The 22,944-nt window shown below is 42.1% G+C and carries 21 protein-coding genes and 1 riboswitch; of the genes, 16 read left to right on the forward strand and 5 right to left on the reverse strand.

Features of this window, described 5'->3' with window-relative positions; translation table 11 throughout:
• Positions 1-30 precede the first annotated feature (30 nt).
• The 4 genes from QUF94_RS02505 (at position 31) to QUF94_RS02520 (ending at position 5,508) form a co-directional block, all read left to right on the forward strand.
• Positions 31-1,539, forward strand: coding sequence for a spore germination protein (locus QUF94_RS02505; RefSeq protein ID WP_289314468.1), 1,509 nt, complete (start codon positions 31-33; stop codon positions 1,537-1,539).
• A gap of 23 nt (positions 1,540-1,562) precedes the next feature.
• On the forward strand, positions 1,563-2,663 hold the full coding sequence (locus QUF94_RS02510) for a GerAB/ArcD/ProY family transporter (RefSeq protein WP_289314469.1): 1,101 nt from the start codon (positions 1,563-1,565) through the stop codon (positions 2,661-2,663).
• The gene (locus tag QUF94_RS02515; protein WP_289314470.1) at positions 2,660-3,742 is read left to right on the forward strand and encodes a Ger(x)C family spore germination protein; all 1,083 of its coding nucleotides are present in this window, start codon (positions 2,660-2,662) and stop codon (positions 3,740-3,742) included. Before QUF94_RS02510 ends, QUF94_RS02515 begins: the two co-directional genes overlap by 4 nt.
• 86 nt (positions 3,743-3,828) lie before the next feature.
• Positions 3,829-5,508, forward strand: coding sequence for a glycoside hydrolase family 13 protein (locus QUF94_RS02520; RefSeq protein ID WP_289314471.1), 1,680 nt, complete (start codon positions 3,829-3,831; stop codon positions 5,506-5,508).
• A gap of 50 nt (positions 5,509-5,558) precedes the next feature.
• Here the strand turns inward: QUF94_RS02520 and QUF94_RS02525 are convergent, their stop codons facing one another.
• Both QUF94_RS02525 and QUF94_RS02530 read right to left on the reverse strand, forming a co-directional pair.
• On the reverse strand, positions 5,559-7,010 hold the full coding sequence (locus QUF94_RS02525) for an amino acid permease (protein WP_289314472.1): 1,452 nt from the start codon (positions 7,008-7,010) through the stop codon (positions 5,559-5,561).
• Between the two features lie 96 nt (positions 7,011-7,106).
• Positions 7,107-7,291, reverse strand: a riboswitch (Lysine riboswitch).
• 245 nt (positions 7,292-7,536) lie between these two features.
• Positions 7,537-8,499 carry a LacI family DNA-binding transcriptional regulator gene (locus tag QUF94_RS02530; protein ID WP_289314473.1) on the reverse strand — a complete coding sequence of 321 codons (963 nt, stop codon included), beginning with the start codon at positions 8,497-8,499 and terminating at the stop codon, positions 7,537-7,539.
• Between the two features lie 386 nt (positions 8,500-8,885).
• On the opposite strand from QUF94_RS02530, the gene QUF94_RS02535 reads away from it, so the two are divergent.
• The 6 genes from QUF94_RS02535 to QUF94_RS02560 all read left to right on the forward strand — a co-directional run bounded on the left by QUF94_RS02535 (position 8,886) and on the right by QUF94_RS02560 (position 14,255).
• Positions 8,886-9,050, forward strand: coding sequence for a hypothetical protein (locus QUF94_RS02535; protein WP_289314474.1), 165 nt, complete (start codon positions 8,886-8,888; stop codon positions 9,048-9,050).
• A gap of 381 nt (positions 9,051-9,431) precedes the next feature.
• Positions 9,432-10,355, forward strand: coding sequence for a metal ABC transporter solute-binding protein, Zn/Mn family (locus QUF94_RS02540; RefSeq protein ID WP_289314475.1), 924 nt, complete (start codon positions 9,432-9,434; stop codon positions 10,353-10,355).
• Between the two features lie 12 nt (positions 10,356-10,367).
• Complete coding sequence (locus QUF94_RS02545) at positions 10,368-11,123, forward strand: metal ABC transporter ATP-binding protein (RefSeq protein ID WP_289314476.1); 756 nt, start codon at positions 10,368-10,370, stop codon at positions 11,121-11,123.
• 10 nt (positions 11,124-11,133) lie between these two features.
• On the forward strand, positions 11,134-12,057 hold the full coding sequence (locus QUF94_RS02550; protein WP_289314477.1) for a metal ABC transporter permease: 924 nt from the start codon (positions 11,134-11,136) through the stop codon (positions 12,055-12,057).
• Positions 12,054-12,935, forward strand: coding sequence for a metal ABC transporter permease (locus QUF94_RS02555; protein WP_289314478.1), 882 nt, complete (start codon positions 12,054-12,056; stop codon positions 12,933-12,935). The genes QUF94_RS02550 and QUF94_RS02555 overlap by 4 nt, the downstream gene beginning before the upstream one ends.
• Positions 12,936-13,082: 147 nt before the next feature.
• Entirely contained in the window at positions 13,083-14,255 is a 1,173-nt protein-coding gene (locus QUF94_RS02560; protein WP_289314479.1) for an FtsW/RodA/SpoVE family cell cycle protein, read from the forward strand.
• Positions 14,256-14,336: 81 nt separating this feature from the next.
• On the opposite strand, the gene QUF94_RS02565 is transcribed toward QUF94_RS02560, so the two are convergent.
• A complete protein-coding gene (locus tag QUF94_RS02565) occupies positions 14,337-14,672 on the reverse strand; it encodes a spore coat protein (protein ID WP_289314480.1) in 336 nt (111 codons plus the stop codon).
• Positions 14,673-14,685: 13 nt separating this feature from the next.
• Positions 14,686-14,964, reverse strand: a complete 279-nt coding sequence (locus tag QUF94_RS02570; RefSeq protein WP_289314481.1) for a hypothetical protein — start codon at positions 14,962-14,964, stop codon at positions 14,686-14,688.
• 149 nt (positions 14,965-15,113) lie between these two features.
• On the opposite strand from QUF94_RS02570, the gene QUF94_RS02575 reads away from it, so the two are divergent.
• On the forward strand, positions 15,114-16,031 hold the full coding sequence (locus QUF94_RS02575) for a proline dehydrogenase family protein (RefSeq protein WP_289314482.1): 918 nt from the start codon (positions 15,114-15,116) through the stop codon (positions 16,029-16,031).
• Between the two features lie 50 nt (positions 16,032-16,081).
• On the opposite strand, the gene QUF94_RS02580 is transcribed toward QUF94_RS02575, so the two are convergent.
• Positions 16,082-16,213, reverse strand: coding sequence for a YuzL family protein (locus tag QUF94_RS02580; protein ID WP_289314483.1), 132 nt, complete (start codon positions 16,211-16,213; stop codon positions 16,082-16,084).
• Positions 16,214-16,418: 205 nt separating this feature from the next.
• Between QUF94_RS02580 and QUF94_RS02585 the strand changes: the two genes are divergently transcribed.
• From QUF94_RS02585 to gcvH, 5 genes are all read left to right on the forward strand, one after another.
• On the forward strand, positions 16,419-18,809 hold the full coding sequence (locus QUF94_RS02585; protein WP_483313629.1) for a 3-hydroxyacyl-CoA dehydrogenase/enoyl-CoA hydratase family protein: 2,391 nt from the start codon (positions 16,419-16,421) through the stop codon (positions 18,807-18,809).
• A gap of 78 nt (positions 18,810-18,887) precedes the next feature.
• Positions 18,888-20,066 (forward strand): acetyl-CoA C-acetyltransferase, encoded by a 1,179-nt coding sequence (locus tag QUF94_RS02590; RefSeq protein ID WP_289314485.1) that lies wholly within the window; start codon positions 18,888-18,890, stop codon positions 20,064-20,066.
• Positions 20,067-20,139: 73 nt separating this feature from the next.
• The gene (locus QUF94_RS02595) at positions 20,140-21,927 is read left to right on the forward strand and encodes an acyl-CoA dehydrogenase family protein (protein WP_289314486.1); all 1,788 of its coding nucleotides are present in this window, start codon (positions 20,140-20,142) and stop codon (positions 21,925-21,927) included.
• A 141-nt stretch (positions 21,928-22,068) separates the two neighbouring features.
• On the forward strand, positions 22,069-22,425 hold the full coding sequence (locus QUF94_RS02600; protein ID WP_289314487.1) for an arsenate reductase family protein: 357 nt from the start codon (positions 22,069-22,071) through the stop codon (positions 22,423-22,425).
• A 95-nt stretch (positions 22,426-22,520) separates the two neighbouring features.
• Positions 22,521-22,904 (forward strand): glycine cleavage system protein GcvH, encoded by a 384-nt coding sequence (gene gcvH, locus QUF94_RS02605; protein WP_125162586.1) that lies wholly within the window; start codon positions 22,521-22,523, stop codon positions 22,902-22,904.
• Positions 22,905-22,944: the final 40 nt, after the last annotated feature.

The following is a 22,944-nucleotide window of genomic DNA, read 5'->3' on the forward strand; positions in this document are numbered from 1 at the left end:
CTAAGTACAGGTAATGGGAGGGGTGGAATAGTGAGGTTTTTTAAGGACAGGAAGGATAAGGATGCAGCAACCTTTCAGGATTCTTCCAAGGATTTTCAGGAACTTCTTAAAAAGTTTGAAGCATCTAATGATTTTCTTACCTTCCAATACCCGAATGAAGACGACTATACCATCTCCTATTTCAATTCACTGGTTAGTGAACAACAGCTCCATGAACATGTACTGACTGCCATTTCGAATCAACCAAAGAAGGATCTTAAGCAATTAAAAGGCGAAATTCCGATGGAAGATATGAAATTGACGGCTGATTTAAATGACATTCAAAGGTTGGTTTTGGCCGGGTCGGTCATGATTCAATACAGGAAAGATGAAGAAATGTGCTTGTTGATTCCATGTGTTCATAGTGTGAAAAGGCAAATTTCCACACCCGAGTCGGAGTATACGGTCGTTGGGTCCAAGGAGGCCTTTGTTGAATCGCTTGATTCGAATTTGAATCTGATCCGTAACCGTTTGCCCACTCCTGAATTGCAGTCCAAGGAATTTCGGGTCGGGAGCATCTCGCAAACAAGGTTAGCCGTTCTTTACATAGATGGGATAGTAAATCAACAGATCATTAATACAGTCATGCAGAGAATAGAAGATATAGAATATGATACGATCGTCGATATTTCGTTTGTAAGTCAGATGATCACGGATAATCGGAATTCGATGTTTCCGCAACTGATTGATACGGAGCGGCCCGATCATCTGGCCAGTGTATTATCGGAAGGGAAAATAGGGATCATGCTGGATGGATCTCCTCATGTATTAGTTGGTCCCAATACCATCATTTCGTTCTTTTCGTCATTTGAAGATTATTTTCAAATTTGGAATCTCGGTACTTCATTCCGTTTGATTCGGCTTTTCGCAGTGCTGTTTTCCGTTTTGTCATCACCTCTGTATGTTGCCGTTTTAACGTATCATTATCAGGTGATTCCAACTGATTTGCTGCCCATCTTAATATCATCCAGGGGCGTGATCCCTTTTCCGCCGATTTTGGAAGCGATCGTGCTGGAAGGGACGATCGAATTGCTCAGGGAAGCAGCGGTCAGGCTGCCAGCTAAGGTTGGCTCCACCATCGGTATTGTTGGCGGTATAGTCATCGGTACAGCCGCTGTGGAAGCGGGATTTGTCAGTAATGTCTTGTTGATGCTTGTCGCTTTGGCTGCCTTGGCTTCATTTACGGTGCCGATTTACCAAATCAGTAATACGATTCGCCTTATCCGCTTTCCTTTTCTAATTGCAGCCCAGTTATACGGACTGTTTGGAATAGCTTTATGCAGTGCATTCATTTTAAGTCACTTATTGAAATTGACTTCGCTTGGCAGTCCATATTTAGATCCTCTATACCCGTTAAGGGTTCATGACTTTAAAGATAGTCTGATTCGCCTCCCTTTTTCAAAACAGAAAAAACGCCCGCAATTTCTGCGGACGGAAAATCCACTAAGGATGAGGAAGAAGGCGGATACTCAAAAATCCCAAAGTGATATTGATGAATAAGTTGTAGAAAGCGGTGAGAAGGTATGGAAGTCAAACCAAATGAAACTAAACAAATATCCCCATTTTTTATTTTTTTCCTTATGCCCGGCATGCAGATTGGCGTAGGGGTATTGGGGTTTGAACGGGTCATAGCGAAAGAGGCTGGCCAAGACGCATGGATATCAATCATAATTTCAGGGTTAATCATAAATGTTCTGCTTTGGATGTGTTTCAAGCTTTTAGGCAGGGGACCCCAAACACTTGATTTGATTGCCATCCATAAAGATTTGTTTGGTAAATGGGTAGGAAATGCTTTCAATATTTTATTCATCCTCTACTTCATAATGATTTCCATCATACTTATCAGGACTTATTTAGAGGTCATTCAGGTTTGGATGTTCCCTGGTGTCAATGTCCTGATGCTATTAACCTTCATTCTTATTCTCCTGTATAGTTTTGTGACGGGAGGGTTCAGGGTCATAACTGGTTTTTGTATAATCGGGCTTATTATTGGATCACCATTATTCCTTTTGAATTATTTTCCATTGAAGTACGCCCACTTTGAAAATTTGGGTCCTTTTCTTGATCATTCTTTTTTGGAAATCATGAAGGCCTGTAAGAAAATGACCCTGAATTACCTTGGTTTTGAATTACTCCTGATTTATTATCCATTCATTAAAAAGCGTGAACACTCTCAAAAGTGGGCCCACTTAGGGGTGTTGTTTACTATGTCGATATATTTAATGTTCATTATTGTTTCATTAGCCTACTATCATCAAGATCAGCTGAAAGATGTAATATGGGCAACTTTGACGTTATGGAAAATTGTCGACCTTCCATTCATTGAAAGGTTCGAATACATAGGGATTTCCGTTTGGCTGTTCATGGTGCTGCCGAATGTTTGTTTAGGGGTTTGGGCAGCAAGCAGAACAGCGAAAAGAGCATTTGGATTCAGACAGAAAAAGATGTTGGTTTTCATCCTGCTTATCATTTTAGCTTCCTGCCTTTTTTTGGATAACCGCTATAGAATCGATAGGTTTAACACGATCAGTTCGCAAATAGGCTTTTATATCATTTATTTTTATCTTCCTCTCTTATTCATATGGCAGTCGATCGTTTATAAAGTTAGGGGGGATAAATCATGAAAATCAAACTCCTTATGATTACATTAGCTTGTTTCTTGATGACGGCGTGCGGTGTGGAAAAGCAAATATTAGAAGATATTTTAATTGCTGAAGTCGTAGGTTATGATGATGCCGGAGACAAAAAAATCAAAGGTACGGTCGTTGTCAGCGTTCCTCAGCCCGGTGAGGAAGCAGATCTAGGTAATGAAGTATATGAATCGATCTCCCATGATATAAAGGCGGCCCGCCAGCAAGAAAATGCAAAGACACCATTCCCGATTGTCGGCGGGAGGCTGTCAGTCATTCTCTATGGTGAAGAATTGGCGGGTGATGGGTTGAATGATTACGTCGATACATATCGGCGTGATCCGATGGTGGGACGGGATTTGTATTTAGCGATCGTTCATGGTAAAGCTGAGGATGTAGTTAAAATGGAGCCGAAGTTGATTAAAACTCCAGGGGTTCAAGTAAAAGAACTGATTGAACAGAATATCCGGACTAATTTGCCTGATGTAGATTTGCACAGGTATTTATATGCGTGTCATGGTAATGGGATCGATCCGGTCCTGCCCTTATTGGAAACAGCAGAAGACCAAATACGGGTAAAAGGGATCGCCCTGTTTAAAAGGGATAGGTATATTGGTAAATATATCCCTTATGAGGATGGGTTTTTATTCAAAGTCCTCAGTGAAAACTTTAAGCTGGGGAATTATGAAATTAAATGGAAGGAAAATGACTATACAGATATCAATAACGTGGAGTCACGTGTCCATTATGATTTCTCGAATGTAAATCAAGACCCGAAAGTCAGGATTAAAGTGAAACTAAAAGCGGGTTTGCTAGAGGTCCAAGGTTATGACTTGGGCAAAGGGGTCGCCCTGAATAAAATAGAGGCCAGGGCTGAACATGTCATTGGTAATAAATTAAATGAGATGGTAACCATGTTTCAGGAAAACAATATAGATCCGATTGCACTCGGTAATCACGCTAAAAGTAAAACAAGAAATTTCGATCAAAAACATTGGGAGGAGGCATATCCCCATATTCCCATCGAGGTGGATTTGGACATTGAAATGATTCAAACCGGAATTGCGGAATAAAATAAGAATATTCTGAAGTTTCTCCCTTTATAATAGGGTATTGGTGTAATGATTATGTCAATGCGTTTAAAGAGGGGAGGAAAGGCATGGACAAAGCATGGTGGAAAGAGGCAGTTGTATACCAAGTGTATCCAAGGAGTTTTATGGATAGTGATGGAGATGGGATAGGGGATTTAAACGGGATCTTGATGAAACTCGATTATTTACAAGAGCTGGGTGTGAACGTGATATGGCTATCCCCCATTTATCAATCTCCCAATGATGACAATGGGTACGATATCAGTGATTATCGATCAATCATGACTGAATTCGGGACAATGGCTGATTTTGATAGGTTGCTGAAGGCGGTGCATGAACGTGGGATGAAGATCATGATGGATCTGGTGGTCAACCATTCTTCAGATGAACATACGTGGTTCAAGGAATCCCGATCCTCAAAAGATAATCCAAAGCGTGATTATTATATTTGGAAACATGGAAGGAATGGGAAAGAGCCAAATAATTGGGAGTCCATTTTTAAAGGTTCGGCATGGGAATATGATGAAGGAACGGATGAATATTATTTACATTTATTCAGCAAGAAACAACCTGATTTAAACTGGGAGAACCCTAAGCTCCGTGAAGAAATCTACAGCATGATGACTTGGTGGCTGGATAAGGGTGTCGATGGATTTCGGATGGATGTCATCAACTTCCTTTCAAAAGATCAGAGCTATTCAGATGGATCCGTTCATCATGAGAAGCAGTATGGTGATGGAAGCCCCTTTTTCCTGAATGGACCGCGCATACATGATTTTTTACAGGAAATCAATCAACGGGCACTTTCTCGATATGACGTGATTACCGTTGGGGAGATGCCAGGCGTCACACCGGAGGAAGCACAATTGTTCACAGGTAAAGATCGTGGTGAGCTACATATGGTCTTTCAATTCGAACATATGGATTTGGGGTGCGGACCAGAAGGGAAATGGAGTAACGATAAGTGGAAGCTAAGCGATTTAAAGCGAATTCTTTCCAAGTGGCAGACTGGTTTGGAGGGGGATGGCTGGAACAGTTTATACTGGAACAATCATGATCAGCCCCGGGTTGTCTCAAGGTTTGGAAATGATGGAAAGTATCGTATTGAAAGCGCAAAGATGCTTGCCGCTTGTCTTCATATGCTTCAGGGGACTCCTTATATATATCAAGGGGAAGAGTTGGGCATGACCAATGTTGCATTTGAAAGCATCGATGAATACCGGGATATTGAAACGTTGAATTCATATGACGAACTCGTCAATTCGCGTGGCTGGTCAAAAGAGCGGATGATGTCAGCCGTTCACGCCCGCAGCAGGGATAATGCGAGGACACCGATTCAGTGGAATGACTCCCGGAACGCAGGATTCACAAATGGGAGTCCTTGGATTAAGGTTAATCCCAATTTTCCCGAGATCAATGCGGAAAAAGCCTACAATGATCCGAATTCCATTTTTCATTTTTATAAAAGGCTTATCCAAATACGCAAGGATCATGAAATCGTCGTTTATGGCCGTTTTGAACTGCTCTGTCCAGATGATGAACGAATATTTGCCTATACGAGAACGTTGGAAGAAGAAAAGCTGCTAGTGCTATGCAACTTTAAAGAGGAGCCGGCCTCCTATTCTTTGCCTGAAGAGCTGCATGCATATTCTGCTACAAGGCTGATCGGTAATTATGATCAGGAAGAAGAAGGAATCTCCACCAAACCTCTGCGTCCATATGAATGTCGTGTTTATCATTTGAAATGAAAAAAGGACCTGTTCTTCCCCGTTTAGAGAAGAGCAGGTCCTTTTACGTATTATTTGGATTTAAGGTCACATTCCTCAAGGGGAATGATTTTCGTTTTATGCTTAATTTTATAGCTGAACCATAGGACGAAAAATAGAATCAAGCCAATGTAGGAAACGAACATTGAATTCCAATCGATCCCATTGCTGCTGAAGGCTTGATAGCCTTGTCCAATGATAATGATGATACAAAGGACAAGTGCGAATATAGGTCCGAATGGGAAGCCTTTGGCCCGGTATGGTAAAGCATTCATATCAAGGCCTTGAGCTACGTAGGCTTTGCGGAACCGATAATGGGCAATCGCAATCCCGACCCAGGTGACGAATCCGGCCATGCCTGAAGCATTCAATAACCAGATATAAACAACACCATCTCCGAAAAATGAAGCTAAGAATGCAACGCAGCCAACTAAGGAAGTCACGATAAGTGCATTCACTGGTACTCCTCTTTTATCTAACTTGCCAAGGAATTTCGGTGCTTTCCCATCACGTGCCAAGTCCCATAGCATACGGGTTGAAGCGTACATGCCAGAGTTACCGGCAGAGAGTACGGATGATAAAATGATCGCGTTCATGATGGATGCGGCAAATGCAAGGCCCGCACGTTCAAATACAAGCGTGAATGGACTTACGGCAACATCTTCACTCAATAAACGTGAATCCGTAAACGGTATGATCATTCCAATTACAAAAATTGCAAGGATATAGAATAAGATGATGCGCCAGAAAACGGATCTGATCGCTTTAGGGATATTTTTTTCCGGATCCTCACTTTCACCAGCCGTCACTCCAAGCAATTCCGTTCCTTGGAAAGAAAAGCCAGCTGCCATGAATACGCCTAGAATCGTGAAGAACCCCCCGTTAAAGGGACCTTCGCCCATTGTGAAATTGGAAAAACCAATTGGGTCTTTCCCACCCATGATTCCGAGGATGATCAAAACACCAGTGATCAAGAATATGACGACCGTCACGACTTTGATCATGGCAAACCAGAATTCCGTTTCCCCAAAACCTTTAACGGACATGTAATTGATAAGAAACATTGTGATTAACGCAATGGCACTCCAGATAAAGGAAGGACTATCCGGGAACCAGAACTTCATAATTAAGACAACGGCTGCTAATTCAGCGGCAATGGTGATTGCCCAGTTATACCAGTAGTTCCATCCAATCGCAAAACCGAAAGACGGATCGACGAATTTGGATGCATAGACACGGAACGAACCGGCCACTGGCATGAACGCTGCCATTTCTGCAAGACTTGTCATTAAGTAATAAACCATGATGCCGATGATCGCGTATGCCACCAAGGCACCGCCGGGTCCGGCTGAATGAATGGCACCGCCACTTGCTAAAAATAAACCTGTTCCAATCGTTCCACCTAATGAAATCATCATCAAGTGCCGCGCTTTCAGGCTCCTTTTCAATTCAGTAGGGCTTGATGCTTGTTGTGAATTTGCCAATTGATGTTACACTCCTTTTTATTGGAAGGGAACGAAAAATAAAAAAACAGCAGTCGAAAAAGATCGACGGCTGTTTATAATAAACCCGTTTATCCTTCCGAAGATAGCTCCCCACGCTTTTAGAAAAAACGTGACAGTGATGTTCCTGTTCGAAAACACCGCCAGCCAAGGTATACATGGAATATACCCAAACTTCGGCAACTTATCCTTTCAAACGGAGTCTTTAATTTTCCAGAATCTCGTCCGTTTTACTTTTATAAGCTGCAGCCTCTAACTCATCGGTAAATGAGGAAGTATTCAATTTTCTTAAATCGTTGCGCCATCTTGTAATTGACGACGGACGATTATACTCATGAAATTCATGCAATAGCTAATAGATTGCTAGTAATTGAGTAAACTTTACTATATCAAAATTATAAAATAATCTCATGGATATCGCAATGATTATTTTATGTGGTTATTTTTTCCTAGTTCAAGAAAGTCTGGAAGATTTGATGATACAAAAGTAAAGCTATTCTTAGCGTTATTAAACGCTCCTTCTTTTTATAAGGGCGTATTCCAGTTTTACATGTTTGACCACTTCGGGATTCTCGAATAGATCAACTGCCATTTTCCCAATCCATTCCAGCGGTAAGGAAATGGTCGTGATTTCGAGCATTTCACTCAGGCTATCATTATTGAAGCCGATAATGGCCACATCTTCAGGTACCCTCAAGCCAGATTTCTTAGCTGTTAGAATGAAGCCTGCCGCCGTGTCATCATTAGTGATGATGATGGCCTCAGGTTTATTCACCATCGAATTCCAATCCTGAAACAATTGTTCACCGTCTTTGATGTGATAACTGCCTTCAAACAGCCAATCTTTATTGTTTATAAGTTGATGATTACTCATGATATCGTTAAAAGCCTTTGTACGGAGAGAACTGTTTCTGCTCTTTTTACGGCCAAGACTGTATCCAATTTTCTGATAACCTTTAGCAATCACGTATTCAAGCGCACAAGAGAAAGCTGCATAATGATCAACGCTGATGGATGAAAATTCAGCCTGGGCTGTATCTTCACATAAGATAATCGGTCCATATTTTTGATACTCCAAGAGGATTTTCATTTCCGAAATTCTTGAACAAACGATAATGCCATCGAGTTGCTTCATTTGCAGCATATTCAAAGCCTGGATTTCTTTCTCTCTTTCGTAATGGGTCTGAAAGATGACTAGATGACAGCCGATTGCATTCGCCTGTTTAGAAATTCCGTTAACGATTGCCCCGTAATATGGGTGATTGGTGAAGGGGATGATGATGCCGATAAGATTTGTTTTGCCTTTAGAAAGATGGATGGCGTTGATGTTTCTCGAATAATTCAAACGGTCAATGGCTTGTAAAACGCTCGCTCTTTTTTCAGGGCTTACATAAGGATGATCATTCAATACACGGGACACTGTTGAGACAGATACACCAGCACTTTGAGCAATTTCTTTAATATTTGTCATGGAATCACCGTATTTTCTTTTTTTATATTGTACAGTATGAAACCCATTTCATAGCAAGAGAACACAGTGGGGCTGCTGAAGATTTCTTCAAATAAGGTCTTGTTCTGGTATGGGTTTCATCCTTTAAGATTGGTTTAAGTCTTAGAGGAGGAGGAGATCATGATGGTCCAAACTTTAATTACCCTGTTTATACTTTGCGGAATCGAATTGGGATTGGCGTACCTGGCAATTTCATTGAAGTCGGAAAAATGAGTGGCAGCGCACATGGAATGCCGGATGCCAGTCGGGAATTACGCGATTTACTCTGAATTCCACGGCATTAGGCGTGAAATTCGCCATTTTCCTAGTGAATAATAAGGAATTACTCGTGAATACTGCATTTACTCGTGAATTTTGACACTTTACTCGTGAAATACGCGCATTTACTCGTGAATTTTGACACTTTACTCGTGAAATCCATGCATTTACTCGTGAATTTTGACACTTTACTCGTGAAATCCATGCATTTACTCGTGAATTTCACGTTTTCCCGCCATAAACAATCGAAATAGACCCTCTAGTTTATTTTCACCATTAAAACTCCACAATATAAATATAACTTCATCGTTTACGTTTCATGTTACGGAAGGAAGAACTTTTCTTCATATAAATGACTGACTGTCCGGAAGGTCCACGTGATATTCCGGACAGTTTTTTGCTGTTTGTAAAGTCATTCGCTGAACTCAGATCCCGAAGTTATTTTTGGGTATTTATAATAAAATGATTTATCTGCTTTATGAAAAATAGTTGCACTTTTTCCGTATACTTGTGTATAGTATAAAATAAGTTGTGTAGAGGAAACTTTTTAGCATTTGCGACAATGTAAAAAAATTTATGCTTAATTTTGCACATGGCAAACATTTTTAGAAAGATGAAAAAGGGAGGGAATATGGATGGGTTTTCTAAAATCTATTGGGGGCGTGCTTGCTGCATTGCTGATTTTAACGGGGTGCGGCAATGACGCGGCCGAAAGTGATAAAGGTAATAGCAAGTTGAATGTCGTTGCAACAACGGGAATGATTGGGGACTTGGTTGAGAATATCGGCGGTAAACATGTAGAGGTCACAAGTTTAATGGGACCGGGAGTCGACCCCCATCTATATAAAGCAACACAGGGTGATGTGAAGACACTGGATTCGGCTGATATGATTTTTTATAACGGTGTGCATCTTGAGGGGAAAATGACGGATATATTTGAAATGATGAGCAAGGATAAACCGACGATTGCCGTAACGGAGGATTTCAAGGAGGACCAACTTCGAAAAGTTAGTGCGACGGAACATGATCCCCACGTATGGTTTGATGTAAAGCTTTGGATAGTAGCGGCGGAAGCAGTTAAGAAAGAGTTGATTGCCACCGATCCGGACCATGAATCAAGTTATCGTAAAAATTATGAAGAGTACGTACTGCAGTTGGAGGAACTTGATAAATATGTTCAAGATGAAATAAATGAAATACCAGAAGATCAACGGGTGCTCGTTACAGCACATGATGCTTTTGGATACTTCGGCCAGTCATATGGTCTGGACGTAAGAGGGCTTCAAGGGATCAATACATTATCGGAATATGGATCAAAAGATGTGACCGATATGCGGAATTATCTTGTAGAGAACAAAATAAAAGCGATTTTCATTGAGTCTAGCGTGCCAAGGAAGGCTATCGAGGCTGTGATTCAAGGTGCCGAGAAGCAGGGCCACAAAGTGGAAATTGGCGGTGAATTATTCTCGGATGCAATGGGTGAAAGAGGGACGGAAGAAGGAACGTATATCGGAATGGTCCGTCATAATACCGACACCATCGTCCGTGCTTTGAAATAAGGGGGAGAAAAAATGTATCAATCAGCTTTAAAGGTCGAGAATTTAACGATTGCTTATCATAAGAAACCGGTTGTTGAAGATGTCTCATTTGAGGTGCCTGAAGGGAATTTAATTGGTATCATTGGCCCCAATGGAGCAGGGAAATCCACCTTGATAAAGGGAATACTCGAATTGATTCCAAAAATATCGGGGGAAATCACAATAAAGGGATCTACTTATAAATCGATGAGGAAGAGTATCGGCTATGTACCGCAGCGGGAGTCAGTGGATTGGGATTTTCCGACCAACGCACTCGATGTCGTGATGATGGGCAGGTATGGTCATCTCGGATGGCTGAAGCGACCAGGGAAGGCCGAAAAGCAGAAGGGGATGGAGTGCCTTGATAAGGTGGGGATGGCTGAATACGCTAACCGCCAAATCAGCCAGCTATCAGGCGGGCAGCAGCAAAGGATATTCCTGGCCCGTGCATTGGCACAGGAAGCGGATATTTATTTTATGGATGAACCGTTCGTAGGGGTGGATGCCGCAACAGAGAAAGCAATCATACAATTGCTGATGGAATTGAAGGAAAAAGGCAAAACCGTTCTGGTTGTGCACCATGATCTTTCCACCGTGAAGGAATATTTCGACTGGACGATGTTATTGAATAAAAAGGTGATGAAAATAGGTCCGACAGAAGAAGTTTTCATTCCCGAATACTTACAGGCAACATATGGAGGCCGCCTAGCGATACTATCAGACACAAGGTCCGGCCTGTTATTAAAATGAGGTGTACACGATGAATATACTGGATATTATTACTGATCCAAATACAAGGTGGATTTTGCTGGGCACGATGTTCCTTGGATTAAGCAGTGGGGTCATCGGCAGTTTTGCCTACCTCAGAAAGCAGTCTTTGCTTGGCGACACACTCGCACATGCAGCGTTACCAGGTATCTGTGTCGCCTTTATTTTAACTGGAGTGAAATCCACTTCCTATTTTCTTATAGGAGCTGCCCTGTCTGGCTTAGTGGCTGTTTTCTTAATCAGTGTGCTAACGCGATACAGTAAGATCAAGCAGGATGCGGCCTTGGGAATCGTCTTATCTTCCTTCTTTGGCTTCGGAATTGTCATGCTTACACAGATTCAGCAGAGCGAGTATGGAAACCAGAGTGGATTAGATACCTTTTTATTCGGGCAGACGGCTTCAATGGTCATGTCCGATGTATATATGATGATGACGGTTTCCTTTATACTCATTTTCACTTGTACCGTGTTTTTTAAAGAATTCAAATTACTATCCTTTGACCCTGGGTTTGCCAAGGGGATGGGATTGCCGGTTGTTTTTCTGGATTATTTCATCATGATGCTGATCGTGGCAGCTGTAGTGATCGGTATCCAGGCTGTAGGCGTCGTATTGATGGCATCTTTACTAATCACGCCAGCCGTTTCTGCGAGGTATTGGACGGAGCGGCTGCATATCATGGTCATCCTGTCCGGTGTATTCGGAATGTTGAGCGGTGTGTCTGGAACGTTGATCAGTACCTCAGTGAATGATTTGCCAACAGGACCTTTAATTGTCTTATCCGCGACGGTATGGTTTTTCTTTTCCATGCTTTTTGCACCTAAACGCGGAGTGCTTTCATCTGTATGGAGAAGGGTATCGACAAAAAGGAAATATTCTCTCGAACAGGATAGAAGGAAAAGGAGACACTCATCATGAATGATTTTTGGATTATTTTAGTCGGAGCATTGGTGGCGAGTTCTTGCAGTGTATTAGGATGCTTTTTGATAGTCAGGAAAATGACGTTGATAGGGGATGCCATCAGTCATTCCGTTTTGCCGGGAATCGTATTGGCATTTTTAATAACCGGGACTCGTGACTCGGTTCCAATGCTGATCGGGGCAGCTGCTCTAGGTTTACTAACAGTATTTTTAATCCAGCTGTTCCAATCGTCGGGCGTTCAATCTGACGCAGCGATCGGGATTGTATTCACTTCCCTTTTTGCAATGGGGATCGTACTCGTGAGCTTGTATACGCAACAAATAGATTTTGACCTGGAACATGTCCTTTATGGCGAAATAGCCTATACTCCCTGGAACACGATGACCATCGCGGGAATCGAGGCTGGACCAAAAGCTGTTTGGATCGTCGGCGGTTGCTTCATCCTGAACCTCATCCTGATTTTCCTTTTCTTCAAACAGTTTAAACTCGTATCCTTTGATCCATCACTTGCGGCTGCAATGGGAATTCCTGTACTGTTCTTTCATTACTTATTGATGAGCCTCATTTCAATGACAACTGTAGCTTCTTTTGATAGTGTAGGTTCCATTTTAGTAGTTGGAATGCTCATCATACCTGCGGCAACGGCTTATCTGCTGTCAGACCGTTTAAGCCGCATGATATTGGTCAGTATCGGGGTCGGGGTGCTAAGTTCCATCATCGGTTATTATTCAGCTACCATTATGGATGCTTCGATATCCGGTTGCATGGTGGGATCGGCCGCCATATTATTCGGATTGGCCTTTCTCTTTTCCCCAAGCCATGGATTGGTCAGCAGATTGCTGAAACGGAGAAAATCAAAGGAATCACATGCATAACTCCCCCTGCCTACAGGCTTCATGGAAATAACTCCGTGAAGCCTGTAAACTATTCTTCTATATAGTTGTGATTTTATTTGTTTAAAGTATAATGAATAAGTGTATTTATAGATGTATAGCAGGAGCCTTTTTAAGGGAGAGTTAAGTATGGAAGAACAAAATAAATTTTCATCACGAATAGATTTTTCTTTGGTCACAATATTGCTGTTATTATGCGTTGGAAGTTGCTTAGCAATCTATAGTGCCCAAACGACTGGACAGTACGCTGAAAACTTCTTAATTAAACAAATTTTTTGGTATATAGTGGGAATTGGAATCGTATTAGGGTTCATCACCCTGGATTCGGATCAGCTGAAAAAAATCTCTTGGTATGCCTATGGCTTCGGATTGTTTTTGCTTTTTTTGCTGATCATTATGCCAGATACCATCGTTCCTGTCCGGAATGGTGCGAAAAGTTGGTTCATCATTCCGGGAATCGGTTCGATTCAGCCATCGGAATTCATGAAGGTTTTCCTGATCCTGGCTTTAGCGAATGTCATCTCAAACCATCATCTCAAAAACACGCTGAAAACAATTCAATCGGATATGTGGCTACTTATTAAAATCGGTCTTGTGACTGGTGCCCCCTTATTGTTAATCATGCAACAGCCGGATTTGGGTACCTCGCTTGTCATCATGTCAATCATGCTCGGAATGATTTTCATATCAGGGGTATCATGGAAGATCCTGCTGCCAATCGTTTCGGGAGGAATTGTCGTCGCTTCAGCGGTCCTATACTTCGTCCTTTGGAAGCCGGAAATCCTGGAAAAATACTTAGGGGTAAAATCTTATCAATTCGGCCGTATCTATTCTTGGCTGGATCCATATAATTATGCCAGCTCCGAAGGATATCACTTAACCAAATCATTACTGGCTATCGGCTCCGGCCAGACCACAGGCAAGGGAATCGGTTCGAGGGAAGTGTATTTGCCTGAGAGTCATTCGGATTTCATCTTCAGTATCATCGGTGAAGAATTCGGCTTCATCGGATCTAGCATCATTATTTCCTTGTTTTTCCTATTGATTTACCATATTACAAAAACGGGAATGGACACGAAAAATAACTTCTATACATATATCTGTGTCGGCGTTATAAGCATGTTGACGTTTCATGTTTTTCAGAATATCGGCATGACTGTAGGCCTTTTACCGATTACGGGGATTCCGCTTCCATTTGTCAGTTATGGAGGAAGCTCGCTAATGGGGAACATGATGGCCATGGGCTTAATATTCAGCATTCGGTATCACTATAAGAAGTATATGTTTTCAACGGATATCTAAATGGAAAGCCGGCCCACCATGGGCCGGCTTTATTTGTTGCAAAAAAACAAAAGGAGCAGAATCTGCCCCCTGAATGTTTACTTATTGAATGTTCGATCCAGAAGGAAATTGATTTTTATATCCGGAAAATTGTTGGTACGATTGGCCTAAGCTGGTAGCTTGCGCCTTTTCTAAACTATACCAGCCTTTTTCGAACATAAGGTTATAGAGCTCACGCTGCATCTCCTGATTTTCTTTTGATACGGAGAAAATGTCTTGGAATAATGCTTGGTTACTCATTTCATGCAAGGCAACGGAAAAGGAGTTACAAAAGTACTTTTCAGTTGTAAGCATATCATTTATAAAATCCCTGTCATTCATTTGCGGTGTCTTTGCTACAGGAGATTCTGGATTTTGGACTTTGTTTTCATTGGGCATCAAGAACCCTCCTTTACTGGTATTGTTGTTGACCCTGAATTTGGTTCGGGTTCAAATGTTTCAAAATGGTATCGTAATGGCGTTGATGCATGAGACCGCACCGATTTAATGCATCAATGATTTGCGGGTCCTTGCATTGTGTGGCAAAAAAATGTGCTTTTTTAATCGCATTCAGATTCCATGCAAGCATATCGGTTAAGTATAAGCTATCTTTCACCGAAACCATTTCCGGCGGCTGCTTCATAAAGCCGGTGGACTGCTGTTGGCTGTTAAACGAATTTTGCTGTTCCATCATTCTACCTCCTTAAGTGTTCTTTAAACGAACTTAATTTTCCCTTAATGAAATTTATTTATTCTTGATTCTAAATATCTGAAAAATGAATTAAATGGTAAAATAATCTTGTGCATCTATTTTCCAAAATGATTTGGAGGGGAATGCAGATGGAAGGAATATTGAAAAATCTATTTCTTTTTTTATCAAAGAACAAAAGCATGACAAAGGCAGCGAAAAAATACGGGCTGCGGTTTGGTGCATCTCGTTTCGTGGCAGGAGAATCATTGAATATGGCATCTGGTGTGATTTCAGATCTAAACCGGAAAGGGCTTGCTGTTACCCTTGATTATTTAGGTGAATTCATTGAAGATGAACATGAAGCAGGGAAGATGGCAGATGAGTGTATCGAAGCGATTCGCATGATTGGCAGAAATCAACTGGATTCACAGTTATCCCTGAAGTTGACCTCGATGGGCTTGGATGTGTCCGAACGAGTCGTAATGAATAACATGCGGAGGATTTTGGATGAAGCTAAAGCCCATCAGGTTTTCGTGACGCTTGATATGGAGGATTTTCCGCGCTGTCAGCCAACTTTGGTTGTATTCAAAAACCTAAAGTCTGAATATAATGAATTGGGGACCGTAATCCAAGCTTATTTGTATCGGACTGAGAAGGATATTGAGGAGCTGGATGCATACCATCCGAATCTAAGACTTGTTAAAGGAGCTTATAAAGAACCAAGGGAAGTGGCTTTTCCAGAGAAAAAAGATGTGGATGAGAATTTCAAGAAAATTATCAAGCAGCATTTGCTGAATGGCAATTATACAGCCGTTGCCACACATGATGATAAAATCATTGATTATACGAGGGACTTGGTCAAAGATCAGGGGATTCCCCATGACCAATTTGAATTTCAAATGTTATATGGCATACGCAATGAAAAGCAGCTTGAGCTTGCTGAAGAAGGATATAAGGTAAGGGTATATGTTCCTTATGGTACGGATTGGTATGGATATTTCATGCGCCGCCTTGCGGAGAGACCGGCCAATATTGCTTTCGTTTTAAAAGGCCTATTCAAGAAATAGGAAGCGAGAGCCGCCCCGGATAAGGGACGGCTGCTCAAATTAAGAAGGTTTTATTTTTTAAACTGATTGTTCTGGCTGTTCACTTTATTGATTCCATGTTGACGTTCAGCGCCAGGGCCGGCATTGCCTTTAACGCTTGCTGCACTTACGGCTGCTTTAGAAGGATTATCTTTACGCTTCATTTTATAAGTCACCTCCTGCACGGTTATTTTTTACTGAACGGCGGAGAAATAACCAAAGGAATTTGGAGAAAAAAATATTTTTTTTACTGTTTAATCATTGCGGAATTTCCAAATATATTCTATATTAGTAATAAGAAAAAATATTCAAAAAATTTTTGGATTAAAAATGAATGAGCATTCATTCAATACATTGCGTAAGGGGGATATGAACTTGGTTCGACAAATACGAAAGGCTGCTGTTCTAGGGTCAGGAGTTATGGGATCAGGGATTGCTGCACACCTTGCTAACATCGGCATTCCGACTTTATTATTGGATATTGTACCTCGTGAGCTCACTGAGGATGAAAAGAAAAAGGGTCTTACATTAGATAATAAACAAGTGCGTAACCGCATTAGCCAAACTGCGATTACTAAACTTTTAAAACAGAAACCAGCTCCGCTTTCGGCTAAGGGAAATATTGCGTTGATCGAGGCGGGAAACCTGGAAGATGATATAAGCCGTTTAAAGGATGTCGATTGGGTCATCGAAGTGGTCGTTGAGAAACTTGAGGTTAAGCAAAGTGTATTTGCCCAGGTCGATCAGCATCGTAAACCAGGAAGCATCATTTCATCGAATACATCCGGAATTTCAATAGAAGCGATGGCAGAAGGCCGTTCGGAGGATTTTCAAAAGCACTTCCTGGGAACCCACTTCTTCAATCCACCGCGTTATCTTAAATTGTTGGAAATCATCCCTACTGAAGCAACTTCACCAGAAGTGCTCGAATACATGAAACGATTCGGCGAAGATGTACTGGGGAAAGGTGTCGTCGAAGCCAAGGACACGCCAAACTTCATCGCAAACCGCATTGGCACTTATGGTTTATTGGTCACTCTCCGGGAAATGCAAAAAGGCGGATACAGTGTCGGTGAAGTCGATTCGGTTACAGGACCGTTGATTGGAAGGGCAACCAGCGCGACTTTCCGGACACTTGATGTAGTTGGTCTGGATACCTTTGCACATGTTGCCAAAAACGTATATGACCAGGTGGATGGAGAAGAAAAAGAAGTTTTCAAAATCCCTGATTTCATGAATGAAATGCTTAAGAATGGGTGGCTCGGAAGCAAGTCAGGACAAGGGTTTTTCTTGAAAAAAGGCAAAGAAATCCTTGAACTGAATCCCGAAACGCTTGAATATGATGCACGAAAAAAATTAAAAGCGCCGTCCATTGAAATGGCTAAACAGGCCAAGGGCTTGCCAAATAAAATGAAAGCGCTTGTTTATAGCGAAGACCGTGCTGGCCAATTGCTTTGGAATGTGCTGAATCCGGGGCTTGTGTATTCTGCCCAACTGCTTGGGGACATTGCAGATGACATCGTGGCAATCGACCAAGCGATGAAATGGGGATTCGGATGGTCCACTGGTCCATTTGAAACCTGGGATGCGATAGGTGTAGAGAAATCGGTAGCCCGTCTGGAAGCGGAAGGCATCACCGTTCCGCAATGGGTAAAGGATATGCTCGCCAAGGGAATCACTTCTTTCTATAAAGAAGAAAATGGCATAGTCCACTATTATGATAATGGTGAATATAAAGAAATTGTCGAAAATCCTAAGGTGATCAATCTTAAAGCAATCAAGAAGCAAAAAGGCGTAATCAAGAAAAACAGTGGTGCAAGCTTGATAGATATCGGCGATGGAGTGGCCCTTCTTGAATTCACTTCACCGAATAATGCAATCGGTCTGGATATCATGCAAATGATCAATGCGGCGGTCGACGAAGCGGAAGCGAATTATAAAGGCCTTGTCATCGGAAACCAAGGCAAGAATTTCTGTGTAGGCGCCAATATTGCAATGATGTTGATGGAAGCGCAAGATGACAATATTTTTGAACTCGATATGGTCATCAGCCAATTCCAAAAGGCGATGCTGAAAATTAAGTACAGTGCAGTTCCTGTAGTGGTTGCCCCGTTTAATATGACACTTGGCGGGGGTGCTGAAGTATCCCTTCCGGCTGCGCGCATCCAGGCAACGACTGAAACGTATATGGGACTGGTGGAAGCTGGTGTAGGTTTGATCCCAGGCGGCGGCGGGACTAAAGAACTTTATGTGAAGACATTGAGGAATATGCCGAAGGGTGTCGACTTTGATTTACAGAAAGTGGTTAACCAAGTATTTGAAACGGTTGCCATGGCAAAGGTTTCAACCTCTGCTGAGGAAGCACGCGGGAATAATTTCCTTAATTCATATGATGGAATAAGTGTGAATGCGGATCATCAACTATATGATGCGAAGCAGGCTGTCATTTCCATGTATGAACAAGGTTATACCGCTCCTGCCCGCACAAAGATTCCTGTCGTTGGTGAAACGGGATATGCCGCACTTCTCTTAGGGGCGGAATCCATGCGCCTTTCTGGATTCTTATCCGATCATGACCTTGTCATAGCCAAAGAGCTTGCATACGTCCTGGCAGGGGGGAAACTCCCGTTTGGCACGGAAGTAGATGAACAGTATATCTTGAACCTGGAAAAACAAGCGTTCCTAAAACTGATTTCGATGCCGAAATCTCAAGCAAGGATGCAGCACATGCTCGTTAAAGGGAAACCACTCCGTAATTGATGATTAGATGAAGATATGGCCAAACCGATAAGGAAGATTAATAGATCGATAGCTTAAAAATGAGTAAGGGGGATCCTCATGAAAGAAGCGGTAATAGTAGCCGGAGCAAGGACTCCGGTAGGAAGAGCGAAAAAAGGTTCTCTAGCTAATGTACGCCCTGATGATTTAGGGGCACTTGTTGTAAAGGAAACGTTAAAGCGTGCAGGGAATTATGAAGGAACCATCGATGACCTGATTATCGGTTGTGCAATGCCTGAGGCGGAGCAAGGATTGAACATGGCGCGTAACATTGGAGCGTTGGCAGGGTTGCCTTATACAGTACCAGCCATAACCATTAATCGTTATTGTTCAAGCGGGTTGCAAAGTATCGCTTATGGAGCGGAAAGAATCATGCTCGGCCAAAGTGATACAGTCATTGCAGGCGGAGCGGAATCCATGAGCCTTTTACCAATGATGGGTCATGTAACGCGTCCGAACGCGAAACTTGCGGAAACAGCCCCGGAATATTATATGGGTATGGGTCACACTGCTGAAGCCGTTGCAAAAAAATACGGGATTTCCCGTGACGATCAAGATGCATTTTCTGTACGAAGTCATCAAAAGGCGGCTAAGGCCATTGCAGAAGGAAAGTTTTCGGATGAAATCGTACCGGTTGACGTAACCCTTCGCTCAGTGGGTCCAGATCTTAAATTAAAGGAACAATCATTCACATTCTCACAGGATGAGGGCGTTCGTCCAGGTACGACTGTTGAAGTGCTGAAAAAACTAAGACCTGCATTCGCTGTTACAGGATCCGTAACAGCAGGGAATTCATCACAAACGAGTGATGGAGCAGCCGCGGTCATGGTCATGGATGGGGAAAAGGCATCTTCATTGGGAATGAAACCGATTGGTAAGTTCCGCTCCTTTGCTGTAGCGGGGGTACCGCCTGAAATTATGGGGATCGGACCGATTGCAGCCATTCCTAAAGCTTTGAAACTAGCAGGCCTTGAGTTATCCGATATTGGTTTATTTGAATTGAATGAAGCCTTCGCTTCCCAATCCATTCAAATCATTCGTGAGCTGGGGCTGAATGAAGAGATTGTCAATGTAAATGGCGGAGCCATTGCCTTAGGCCATCCACTGGGATGTTCAGGAGCAAAATTGACATTAAGCCTGCTTCATGAAATGAAGCGCAGAAACCAACAATTCGGAGTTGTGACAATGTGTATCGGAGGCGGAATGGGCGCTGCTGGAGTATTTGAATTATTAGCGTAATTCAATCCCTTCCGGAAGCTGTCAACATGCTTCCGGCGGGTTAACTTTCATAAATCACTTAGGAGGAAAAAACATGTCCAATCAAACAACAGATAACCTCATTAAAGGCGGAGCCTTTTTAGTAGAAGATATTACGTATGATCAAGTGTTTACACCGGAAGATTATTCCGAAGAGCATAAAATGATTGCCAAAACTTCAGAGGATTTCGTGGTGAATGAAATTCTGCCGCAGGTTGAACATTTAGAAAACCATGAATTCGACCGTTCTGTAAAATTACTGAAGCATGCAGGTGAAATCGGTTTACTTGGTGCTGACGTTCCTGAGGAATACAGCGGATTGGGTCTTGATAAAGTCAGTTCGGCATTAATTACAGAAAAAATGGCACTTTCAGGCGGCTTCGGAATTACGCATGGTGCACACGTAGGTATCGGATCTTTGCCAATCGTATTATTCGGGAATGAAGAACAAAAGAAAAAATATCTCCCTTTACTGGCAACGGGTGAGAAAATTGCTGCTTATGCCTTAACGGAACCCAGCTCAGGTTCAGATGCCTTGGGGGCAAAAACGACTGCGAAATTGAATGCTGAAGGAACACACTATATTTTAAATGGTGAAAAACAATGGATTACAAATGCAGGTTTTGCAGATGTCTTCTGTGTATACGCCAAAATCGACGGCGAACAATTCTCTGCTTTCATTGTAGAGCGTGATTATGAAGGTGTATCGACTGGTGCTGAAGAGAAGAAAATGGGCATCAAAAGCTCATCTACACGTACATTAATCCTCGAAGATGTTCATGTACCCGTTGAAAACCTTTTGGGTGTAGCCGGAAAAGGGCATGTCATTGCTTTCAATATCCTGAATATTGGCCGTTATAAATTAGGCGTGGGTGCTGTCGGCGGATCTAAACGTGCCCTTGAGATTACAGCTGCTTATACGAATCAACGCCAACAGTTCAAAACGAAAATTTCCGATTTTAACTTGACGAAAGAAAAACTTGCAACAATGGCGTCTAAAATTTATGCAGCAGAAAGCTCTGTATACCGTACTGTTGGCCTTTATGATCAAAGGCAAAGCAAATTGACGGATGAGCAAGTGAAAGATGGAAAATCAATGGCAGCTGCAATCGCTGAATATGCAATTGAGTGTTCATTGAATAAATTCTTCGCTTCCGAAGTATTGGATTATGTTACGGACGAAGGCGTACAGCTTCATGGCGGTTATGGATTCATGCAGGAGTATGAAATTGAAAAAGCATATCGTGATTCCCGTATTAACCGGATTTTTGAAGGTACAAATGAAATCAACCGATTGCTTGTACCGGGAACTTTCCTGAAGAAAGCACTTAAAGGGGAATTGCCGCTTCTTCAAAAGGCTCAAGGTCTACAAGAGGAATTAATGATGATGATGCCGGAAGAACCTGGCGATGAGCCATTGGCACAAGAAAAAATGCTTGTTAGAAACGCTAAGAAAATTGGTATTTTGGCAGCTGGCCTTGCTGCACAGAAATACGGCAATAAGCTTGATCAAGAACAAGAAATCCTCTCCAACATTGCTGATATAGCATCCCTTGCATATGCAGCTGAATCCGTGGTATTACGTACGGAAAAAGCAATTGCGGCTACAGGGCTGGAGAAGAACAAACAAAAAGTGCTTTACACGGAAATTTTCGTTCAGGAAGCTTTCAATGAAATAGAACAGCATGCAAAGGAAACGTTAATTGCGGTGGAAACAGGCGATACCCTTCGCATCATGCTTTCTTCGCTTCGCAAGCTGACAAGACACAATCCAATCAATGTCATTGCGAAAAAACGTGAAGCTTCCGTTAAGGTAATCGAAACGGAAAAATATGCACTTTAAGCAATGAATCAGAATCTGTAAAGGGAATGCCCGTAAAGGCATTCCCTTTATTTCCTTTGATGAAATTGCATTGGAAATTCACAAGACATTTCGTTGTATTGCGTGGTGAAAACGGGTATTCTATTGATAGGTGGTGAAATGATGGGCTTAACATTATATTGGTACCCAAAATGCGGCACATGCCGTAATGCGAAGAAGTGGCTGGATAATCATGAACTGCAATATGAAGCGATTCATATAGCGGAAAATCCGCCTTCGCGAACTGAAATTGAACAACTATATAAAATCAGTAATTTGGAGTTGAAGAAGTTTTTCAATACTAGCGGTCAAAAATATCGGGAGCTGGGCTTAAAGGATAGGCTGAAAGAAGCTTCTGAAGCAGAGATGCTTGATATATTGTCCACAGATGGCATGCTTCTGAAAAGGCCGATTGTTACGGATGGTACCAAAGTGACGGTAGGATTCAAAGAAGAGCAATTCGAACAGGTTTGGAACTGAAATTTTACAAAATATTTGGTTAATTCCTTACTTAAACAATAAATCTACCTTATAATGGAATAGATAAAATAAGATGTACATATGGAGGGTTTATAATGACAACAACACCAAAAGAACTTCGTTACACTAAAGAACATGAATGGGTAAAAACCGAAGATGGAACAGTGCGCATTGGAATTACAGCTTTCGCCCAGTCCGAGCTAGGGGACATCGTCTTCGTTGAGCTTCCAGAAATCGGGGATGAACTTAAAGCGAACGAACCATTTGGAAGTGTTGAATCCGTTAAGACCGTTTCTGAGCTGTATGCTCCTATCAGTGGCAAGGTTGTTGAAGTAAACGAAGACTTAAGTGACAACCCTGAATATGTAAATGAATCTCCTTTTGAAAAAGCATGGATGATTGTGCTTGAACCATCAAATAGCAGTGATATTGAAAACCTGATGAGCGCTGAGGAATATGAGAGTTTGATTAACGGTTAAAAACGAAGGAGAGGGGGGACTGAAAAGGCCTGCTCTCTTT

It is taken from the genome of Peribacillus sp. NJ4 (genome assembly GCF_030348345.1).
Lineage (GTDB): Bacteria > Bacillota > Bacilli > Bacillales > DSM-1321 > Peribacillus.

What these genes read in the sequence shown, in the direction of transcription:
- QUF94_RS02510 (WP_289314469.1), top strand. Translation starts at nt 1,563, where the DNA reads ATGGAAGTCAAACCAAATGAAACTAAACAAATATCCCCATTTTTTATT.
- QUF94_RS02515 (WP_289314470.1), top strand. Translation starts at nt 2,660, where the DNA reads ATGAAAATCAAACTCCTTATGATTACATTAGCTTGTTTCTTGATGACG.
- QUF94_RS02520 (WP_289314471.1), top strand. Translation starts at nt 3,829, where the DNA reads ATGGACAAAGCATGGTGGAAAGAGGCAGTTGTATACCAAGTGTATCCA.
- QUF94_RS02530 (WP_289314473.1), bottom strand. Translation starts at nt 8,499, where the DNA reads ATGACAAATATTAAAGAAATTGCTCAAAGTGCTGGTGTATCTGTCTCA.
- QUF94_RS02540 (WP_289314475.1), top strand. Translation starts at nt 9,432, where the DNA reads ATGGGTTTTCTAAAATCTATTGGGGGCGTGCTTGCTGCATTGCTGATT.
- QUF94_RS02545 (WP_289314476.1), top strand. Translation starts at nt 10,368, where the DNA reads ATGTATCAATCAGCTTTAAAGGTCGAGAATTTAACGATTGCTTATCAT.
- QUF94_RS02550 (WP_289314477.1), top strand. Translation starts at nt 11,134, where the DNA reads ATGAATATACTGGATATTATTACTGATCCAAATACAAGGTGGATTTTG.
- QUF94_RS02555 (WP_289314478.1), top strand. Translation starts at nt 12,054, where the DNA reads ATGAATGATTTTTGGATTATTTTAGTCGGAGCATTGGTGGCGAGTTCT.
- QUF94_RS02560 (WP_289314479.1), top strand. Translation starts at nt 13,083, where the DNA reads ATGGAAGAACAAAATAAATTTTCATCACGAATAGATTTTTCTTTGGTC.
- QUF94_RS02565 (WP_289314480.1), bottom strand. Translation starts at nt 14,672, where the DNA reads ATGCCCAATGAAAACAAAGTCCAAAATCCAGAATCTCCTGTAGCAAAG.
- QUF94_RS02570 (WP_289314481.1), bottom strand. Translation starts at nt 14,964, where the DNA reads ATGGAACAGCAAAATTCGTTTAACAGCCAACAGCAGTCCACCGGCTTT.
- QUF94_RS02575 (WP_289314482.1), top strand. Translation starts at nt 15,114, where the DNA reads ATGGAAGGAATATTGAAAAATCTATTTCTTTTTTTATCAAAGAACAAA.
- QUF94_RS02580 (WP_289314483.1), bottom strand. Translation starts at nt 16,213, where the DNA reads ATGAAGCGTAAAGATAATCCTTCTAAAGCAGCCGTAAGTGCAGCAAGC.
- QUF94_RS02585 (WP_483313629.1), top strand. Translation starts at nt 16,419, where the DNA reads ATGAACTTGGTTCGACAAATACGAAAGGCTGCTGTTCTAGGGTCAGGA.
- QUF94_RS02590 (WP_289314485.1), top strand. Translation starts at nt 18,888, where the DNA reads ATGAAAGAAGCGGTAATAGTAGCCGGAGCAAGGACTCCGGTAGGAAGA.
- QUF94_RS02595 (WP_289314486.1), top strand. Translation starts at nt 20,140, where the DNA reads ATGTCCAATCAAACAACAGATAACCTCATTAAAGGCGGAGCCTTTTTA.
- QUF94_RS02600 (WP_289314487.1), top strand. Translation starts at nt 22,069, where the DNA reads ATGGGCTTAACATTATATTGGTACCCAAAATGCGGCACATGCCGTAAT.
- gcvH (WP_125162586.1), top strand. Translation starts at nt 22,521, where the DNA reads ATGACAACAACACCAAAAGAACTTCGTTACACTAAAGAACATGAATGG.